The organism is Thermodesulfobacteriota bacterium (genome assembly GCA_036482575.1).
In the GTDB taxonomy this organism is placed as follows: Bacteria; Desulfobacterota; GWC2-55-46; order GWC2-55-46; family JAUVFY01; genus JAZGJJ01.
Genome location: JAZGJJ010000077.1, coordinates 1 through 5733, shown reverse-complemented (window position 1 = coordinate 5733; position 5733 = coordinate 1). Strand labels below are relative to the sequence as shown.

Annotated in this window: 4 protein-coding genes; 1 reads left to right on the top strand and 3 read right to left on the bottom strand. The window is 54.0% G+C overall.

Annotation, left to right across the window (positions count from 1 at the left end; all coding sequences use genetic code 11):
- Window positions 1-546: 546 nt before the first annotated feature.
- A complete protein-coding gene (locus tag V3W31_03320) occupies window positions 547-1872 on the bottom strand; it encodes an HNH endonuclease (GenBank protein MEE9613970.1) in 1326 nt (441 codons plus the stop codon).
- A gap of 243 nt (window positions 1873-2115) precedes the next feature.
- Entirely contained in the window at window positions 2116-4758 is a 2643-nt protein-coding gene (gene polA, locus V3W31_03315; GenBank protein MEE9613969.1) for a DNA polymerase I, read from the bottom strand.
- Window positions 4759-4813: 55 nt separating this feature from the next.
- On the opposite strand from polA, the gene V3W31_03310 reads away from it, so the two are divergent.
- On the top strand, window positions 4814-5326 hold the full coding sequence (locus V3W31_03310) for a hypothetical protein (GenBank protein MEE9613968.1): 513 nt from the start codon (window positions 4814-4816) through the stop codon (window positions 5324-5326).
- A gap of 102 nt (window positions 5327-5428) precedes the next feature.
- Here V3W31_03310 and V3W31_03305 read toward each other — a convergent pair.
- Window positions 5429-5733, bottom strand: a 305-nt coding sequence (locus V3W31_03305) for a tetratricopeptide repeat protein (GenBank protein MEE9613967.1), incomplete at its 5' end; no start/stop codon positions are given.

Here is a 5733-nt window from a genome sequence, read left to right as displayed (position 1 = left end):
TTTCCTGAACTCCCTGGCCGATAAGAGACGGGCTGCGGAGGTTGGTAATGGACCTCCACGGCCCGCATAACCCTTCACCACACAGCCGGATGTGAATCTCCAGGGTAAGACCACAACTGCTAAAAATCCTATCAGGGAAAATAATTCGTGTCAAGCCTTTTCCCCCACCTGCGGTGGAGCGGTAACTCCGTCCTATTCCCACCCTGTGTCTTTTAGCCTTCTCGCCCCTTGGGGGAGAGAGGTTGCCCCGATAATGTCAGGATGACAGAAGGGACAAAAGGAACAGGGGGGCCTATAGGACGGAGTTACTGCCGCGCGTCACGCGCCGAACCGGCAAGTTGTTCGCCAGACGAGGCAGGCGCACATTTTGGCCCGCAGGCGTATAGCCATGTAGGGTGGGCTGTGCCCACCGGTTAAAGGCACGAAAACGACTTGAATTTGACGAAGGGGGTGGCTGGTGAATGAATCTTTAAAGGTGGGCACAGCCCACCCTACTGCTTAATTAATGGCCAACTGTCAGGTGATTACTATATCAGAACAGTCACGTCAATCAAATATCAGATTGGATTTGCCCATATTGCATTTCTGGCATAGTGTCTGAAGATTCTTAAAGACTGTCTCTCCGCCCTTAGAGTAAGGATGGATATGATCGACATGCAACTTAACGCCAGATTCATTTTTTGGACCTCTACCACATGTGACACATGTAAATTTGTCTCGGGCCATTACTTTAAAACGCAACTTGGGTGGCGCTTGTCTCGGTGTTGACATAACAATGGTTTCGACCTTGTCTGATGAGGCATTCTCGGAATCAGGGATTGTCTCTATCCTCTCTTTATTTGCTGACATATTATCTGCAACATCTTCGTTCTCACGCTCATTTTCTTCTGCACGGTCTTTGCAAAATGCATGGACAGCCTTTATCCAACTTCCAAATCTCTGTATATATAATGAAGCAGTTATAGAACTTGATTTTCCCATCTCTCTATACTTTGGTTGCCTTCCTAAGATTTCCCATATTCGTTGTAATTCAGAAAACATATCTTCATCTGAATACAAGCCTTTTTCTACACCAGCTCTCCTGTCAATCTTCTGAACCGCTTTAGCCCAAGAACCAAAACAATTGTAGAAAGTTGATAAAGAATGAACTCCTCCGAATTTTTCATAGTCATCAAATTTAACTCTTTGATAAGGAATTTTTGATGCGATACTTTTTAATTCAGCTAATACTAATTCAGAGGTTACCCTACAATTCTCATTAGATTGATTGAAGTACCCAAATTTTAAAGAAAACGACTCTATTGCTTTTGTCCATGATCCAAATCTTCTTTCATAAACCTTTGTGCCTATGTTGCCTGTTTTTCTGAATTCCGTATAGGTAGGCCGCCTTCCCAGTTCTTTCCATACTCTATCAAGCTCTAAAAAAAGTTGTTCTTCAGTAAACAATGATTTCCTTTTCCTTTGTGCTGTAACTATTCTTACTATTCTAATTTTCTTCAGGGACAAATTTTTTTCTAGTAGCGTTTGCCAATCAGAACAACCTAAATACTTCTTCAACATTTTTGAACTATATCGCCCGCCATTCTTTTTGTAGAATTTGTACGTAAAAAATTTTCCGTTATTCAAAGCGGCTACTTTTTTAAGGTCTTGAAGAGCATCATCGGAAAAGCGATACCCCGATTTTTCAAGCGCATTAGACCATGTCCCGAAGTACTTTAGTACTGTAGAATAAGAAATCCTTGAGTATTTAGAAAAATCTTTCATTTGAGGAAGTTGATTATTAAAGTGCTGAGATAATACTCGTTTTATCTCATTGATAACTCCTTCCTCGTCATACTTTAGTAATCGTTTGGGCTGAAACTCGGGGTCCATAATTATTTGCCTCTTATGTGTTAAAACACCTTCAGTCCGGTACATGCCTCGGAATAAATAGGAATAGGGACAATTGCTGCGCGTCACCCTTCGACAAGCTCAGGGCAGGCTCAGACCAAACCGTCAAGTTGCCTGTCAGGCGAGGCGGGGGAGGATTTCGTACCGGAAACGTATATTGTTATACGTTGAGGATCGAAATCCTCCGCCAACGAAGCATGGCGGGCAAATCGGCGGTTTGCCCGCCTAACCGACCTTTCTCCAATCCTTGCCAAGCTTTACGTTCACCACGAGCGGCACGTCGAGGCCGACCACCCCCTCCATCTCCTCCCTTACAAGGGGCTCTACCTCTACTACCTCCTTCGACGGCACCTCGAAGACGAGTTCGTCGTGTATCTGGAGGAGCATCCTGGAGTTGAACCCGCCTTCGGCGATACGGCGGTGTATCTTTATCATGGCGGCCTTTATTATGTCCGCGGCCGAGCCCTGGACCGGGGTGTTTACGGCCAGCCGCTCCCCGAGTCTTACGACCGTCTCGTTGGGGCTCCGGAGTTCCGGTATGTATCTCCGGCGGCCGAAAAGGGTCTCCGTGTAGCCCCGCTCCGCCGCCCCCTCTATGGTCCCGTCTATAAACTCCCTGACCTTTTCGTAGCGCTCGAAGTAGGTCTCTATGTAGTTCCCGGCCTCCGACACGCTTATGCCGAGCTCTCCGGCGAGGCCGTAGGCGCCCATGCCGTAGATTATGCCGAAGTTTATCGCCTTGGCCCTCCGCCTCATCTCCGGGGTCACGAGCCCGGGCATAATGCCGAAGACCTCGCTCGCGGTCCTCGTATGGACGTCCTCGTCCCGGCTGAAGGCCTCGACGAGCACCGGGTCACCGGAGAAGTGGGCCACGAGCCGGAGCTCTATCTGGGAGTAGTCGGCCGAGAGGAATCTAGAACCTTTTTCCGCCACGAACGCCCCCCTTATCCTCGGGGCGAACTCGCCCTTCACGGGGATGTTCTGGAGGTTGGGCCCGGAGCTCGAAAGCCTTCCCGTGGCCGTGACGGTCTGGTTAAAGGAGGTGTGGACCCTGCCGGTCCGGGGGTCTATAAGGGCGAGCAGCCCGTCCACGTAAGTGCTCTTGAGCTTCGAGAGCTGCCTGTAGCTTAAGATCTTCTCCGGCACCTCGTGGGTGGCGGCGAGCCTCGTGAGTACGCTCTCGTCTGTGGAGTAACCGGTCTTGGTCTTCTTCAGCGGTTTTAAGCCCAGCTCCTCGAAGAGGAGTTTTGCCACCTGCTTGGGGGAGCTTATGTTGAAGGTCGCTCCGGCGGCGCTGTAGAGCGCCGCTTCAAGCGCACCGAGCTCCCTTTCCATTTCTTTTGAGAGCTCGGCGAGCGCCCCCCCGTCCACCTTTATCCCGGCGAGCTCCATCGCCGCGAGCACCTCGGCAAGCGGGAGCTCGATATCACGGAAGAGTGTCGTAAGCCCCCCCTCTTCGAGCTTCTCTTCGAGCACCCCGGTAAGGTCCAGGACGGTAGAAACCTTGTCCCCGGCCACCTCCGCCGCGCTTTCCAGGTCCAGCCCCTCGATAGAGAACTCCTTTGGCGCCGAGCCGAGGTATGCGTAGGCAACCGCCTCGAGGTCGTGCCCCCCCCTCCCCCCCCCCCCTCGGGTCGGGTTCAGGAGGTAGGAGGCAAGGGAGGTATCCATTACTACTCCGCCCGGCTTTATGCCCATAGGCGTAAAGGCGAGGAAAAGGGCCTTTGCGTCGTGGGCCGCCTTCTTGAGTTTGCCGTCTTCGATAGGCTTTTTAAGGTGCTTTAATACCACCTCTTCCGGCAGACCGCTCTCCGAAGCGTCATCCGCCCCATAAGCGAGGGGCACGTAAAAACTCTCCTCTCCGAACGAGAGCGCCAGCCCGCGAAGCGGCTCCCCCCTGCCCCCCGGCTCGGGGACCAGGGCAACGCACTCCGCCTTTTCAAGGGAGGCGGCCAGGGCTTTCAACTCCTCTTCCGTAAGAACGAGGGTGCAATCATTCCCGCCCTTTTTATCCGGGGAAAACTCCTTTATGAGTTTCGTGAACTCGAGTTCCCGGAGGAGCGGCTCGAGCGAGGAGAGGTCCGGCCCGGTACGCTCAAGCAACCCGAGGTCGCAGTCGACCGGCACGTCCGACTTGAGTGTGGCGAGTTCCCGAGAGAGGATTGCCTGCTCCTTATATTCCTTAAGATTCTCCTTTAACTTTTTACCGGAAACAGCGTCTACGTCTTTAAATACCCCATCGAAGCTCCCGAACTCTTTTATGAGCTTCGCCGCGGTCTTTACACCCACCCCCGGCACTCCGGGGATGTTATCCGACGTGTCCCCGGCTAGCCCCATAAGGTCCACTATGCGCTCGGGCGGGACGCCGAACTTCTCCTCCACCTCAGCCGGGCCGTACTCCTTTTTCTTCGCCTGGTCGAGGACGACCGTGTCGGGACCCACGAGCTGGAACATGTCCTTATCGCCCGTGACCACGACCACCCTCAGCCGCCCGGCGAATTCGCCGGCGAGCGTGGCCAGGACGTCGTCGGCCTCGTAGCCCTCTTTTTCCAACACCGGTATGTTGAAGGCCCTTACGATATCCTTTATGTACGGTATCTGGGGGCTCAGGTCGTCGGGCATGGGCGGCCTCTCCAGCTTGTACTCCTCGAAGAGCTCGTGCCTGAACGTGGGGCCCTTTACGTCGAAGGCCACGGCCAGGTAGTCGGGACCGTAGTCGGAGACGAGCTTCTTAAGGGTCTGGGTGAAGCCGTAGACGGCGTTTGTGGGGAGCCCCTTCGAGTTCGAGAAGTGCGGGATAGCGTGGTAGGCCCTGTATACCCACGAGGTGCCGTCTATGATGAAGAGGGTTTTTTTATCTTTTTTCATTAATACCTTAATTATCGGTTTGACAGCCGGGCCATAGGGTTATATACTTATAACTATGAAAGCACGGTTGATCCTCGCAGCACTGCTCACGCTTTCCCTTGCGCCCGAGGCCCGTGGCGATACGGTTTCCGACGCGCTGGATGCCGTGGAGACGTTCGCTGCCGAGGTCGGTGAACTGACCAAGGGGTTGCCGGACCGCGCGGGGGCCGACGCGTTTCAGAAACTCTCGACCGGGAGGTCGAAAAAGACCCTCTCCGAGATAAAGGCCATGCGCTGGGCCGAGGAGCCGGGATCGAGAAGGTCCAGACACCTCCTTGAGTCGGTAGAGAGCTACACCGCCGAAGAGATCGATTCGATAAAGGCGCTCGGCGGGTCGGGCGCGGACAAAGTCCGGCTCGACGAGATCATAAAGACCCTGACCACCCTGAGGGAACGCTCGCTCAAGGAACTCCGGGAGAGTTACGGCTCCGTCACCTTCCCGGCGAAGAGACGTAAAGCGGTCCCGTCGGTGGACACCTCCCCGTATGAGGAGGGGCCCGACAGGGGCAAGGGCATCTGGGACAGGTAGCGCGGCCTGATCTTATTCACCACCTCCTCCCCTGCATCCGGGCCATACGATACCATAGCAGGCTGTAAAATGACAAGCTCCCCCCCCCCCCGGTAACACCCCTCACCGCTTAAGCTCCATAAGGCGCCTGCGGGCATCCCTCAGCTGGCCGCCGTAGTAGGCGGGCGCGGTAAAAAGAAAAGTCGTGTAATGGCGCCGTGCCATCTCCGTATCGCCGGACATGTCATAGGCCACCGCGATATTGTAGTTGACGGCGGGGTTGTAGGCGTCTATCTCAAGCGCCTTCTTGAAGGTGCCTATGGCCATGTCGTAAGACCCGTTCTCCCTGTAAATCACACCCATATTGTTAACTGCCTCAACGAAACCAGGGTCGAGCCTTACCGTGGCCTCGTACTCCCCGAGGGCGT